This window comes from Cellulomonas septica (assembly GCF_012396155.1).
Classification (GTDB): Bacteria; Actinomycetota; Actinomycetes; order Actinomycetales; family Cellulomonadaceae; genus Cellulomonas; species Cellulomonas septica.
This window is the reverse complement of record NZ_JAAXOY010000690.1, coordinates 1-1,860: the sequence shown is the minus strand read 5'-3', so window position 1 is coordinate 1,860 and position 1,860 is coordinate 1. Positions and strand designations below refer to the sequence as shown.

At 75.7% G+C, this 1,860-nt stretch carries 3 protein-coding genes; 1 reads left to right on the top strand and 2 read right to left on the bottom strand.

Annotated features, from left to right (window positions below):
• A partial coding sequence (locus HGA02_RS18150) for a FadR/GntR family transcriptional regulator (protein ID WP_168680688.1) occupies window positions 1-729 on the top strand: 729 nt, incomplete at its 5' end.
• 18 nt (window positions 730-747) lie between these two features.
• Here the strand turns inward: HGA02_RS18150 and HGA02_RS18145 are convergent.
• Window positions 748-1,086: a cupin domain-containing protein gene (locus HGA02_RS18145; RefSeq protein ID WP_168680686.1), complete on the bottom strand. Its 339-nt coding sequence runs from the start codon at window positions 1,084-1,086 to the stop codon at window positions 748-750.
• A 105-nt stretch (window positions 1,087-1,191) separates the two neighbouring features.
• Window positions 1,192-1,860, bottom strand: a 669-nt coding sequence (locus HGA02_RS20570; RefSeq protein ID WP_210728784.1) for a DUF2510 domain-containing protein, incomplete at its 5' end; no start/stop codon positions are given.

The window sequence follows — 1,860 nt, the reverse complement described above, 5'->3', positions numbered from 1 at the left end:
ACCGACCGTGGCGCGACCTGGAGCCGGATCTGGGACTGGGCCGGTTACCCGAACCGCGACCTGCGCTACGACCTCGACTACTCGGGCGCGCCGTGGCTCACGTTCGGCAAGACGTCCGCACCCGTCGAGAAGGACCTCGCCGCCCGGCTCGGCGTCTCGCGCGGGCCGCTGCGCGAAGGGGTCCGCGCGCTCGTGCTGCTCGGCGTGCTCGGCACCCGGCGCGGCGACGGCACCTACGTCACGTCGCTCGACCCCGCCCGCCTGTTCGAGCCCGTCGGCTTCCTCGCCGACCTGCCCGGGCGCGACGACGCCGTGCACCTCGCACGCGTCCGCCGCGTCCTCGAGGTCGAGGGCGTCGGCCGCGCGGCCGTCGAGATCGACGACGCCACCCTGCGCGAGCTGCGCACCCTCCTGGACTCCGTCGACGCGCTGCTCGACGAGCCCGACCACGACCTCACCGCCGTCATCGACGCCGACCTGCGCTTCCACGCCGTCGTCCACCGCGCGTCCGGCAACCCCGTGCTCGCCGGGCTGCTCGACTCGCTCGCCGGCAGCACCGCGCGAGCGCGACTGTGGCGCGCCATCCGGGAGGACGGTGCCGTGCGCGTCGCGCAGGCCGAGCACCGGGCGATCCTCGCGGCGCTCGAGGCGCACGACGCCGACCGCGCGCGCGTCCACATGGCCGCGCACCTCATGGGCGTCGAGGAGTACGCGGCGACGCTGCTCTGACGCGTGGACCGTGGACCGTCAGGCGTACGTGCCGCGGTCCACGTTCGTCACGGTCGTGAGCAGGAAGACGCTGTCCTCCAGCGCGACGACCGAGTGCCGCTCGTGCGTCAGCACCCACAGCTCGCCCGCACCCGGCTCGGCCTGCACGTCGTCGGACTCGACGCGCACCCGCCCGCGCAGGACGTGCAACGTCGCCGCGGCAGGCGAGTTGTGCTCGCCGAGCCGGGACCCCGCCGTGAGCGCGAGGACGGTCTGCCGCAGCTCGCCGTCGTGCGCGACGAGCTCCGCGCTGCGGCCGTGCGGGTCGGTGCGGGCACTCTCGAGGTGCTGGTCCGCCAGGGCAGTCAGGTCGATCACGCCGGTCTCCTCCGCGAGCAGTCGGCTCGATCGTAGGAAGGACGGCGCGCGGGCGCCCGACGACGGTGCCGCCGGCCGGCCACGCCTGACTGCGCGGTGCGCCCGTCAGGGCGCGGTCATCGCCCCCGACGCGACGAACCAGACCATCGCCGCGGTGCCGAGCAGGCCGCCGACCACGCCGAACACCCCGCGTCCGCTGCCGTGACCGCCGGACCGTACGCGGACGAGCGCCCACGCACCGACGCCGATCGCGAACGGCCCGAGCACCCAGATCCCGAGCGCGAGCAGCCCGAGGTAGCCCGCGAGGATCGACTGCCACGACCGCCCGACGGGCACGACCCAGTGCATCGCGTTGCGGGGCCCGGTGTCGTCTGCCGCCGTCGGCGTCGCGTAGTCGTAGCCAGCGCCGGCGTAGCTCGGGGCACCGAAGGCCGCGTTCTGCGCAGGAGCACTGCCGTTCCACGTCGAGGCCGGAGCGCCGTACCCCGGCGCACCGGTGGTCGCACCGACGTACCCGGGCGTCGCGCCTCCCCAGGTCGGCGCCTGCGCGCGCACGGGCACGGCGGCGACGGGGGCGGGCGGTGGGAGCGGGGTCGTGTGCTCGGTCCACCCCGCACCGTCGAACCAGCGCAGGACGCCAGGCGTCACACCGTCGGCGTACCACCCGGGCGCATGCTCGCTCACGCCCGTGTACTCGGCGCGCAGGGTCGCCGACTTGAGGCGACGCCGGCCCGACCCGCGCCTGCGGCGGCTGGCCCGACGCGGTGCCGACGA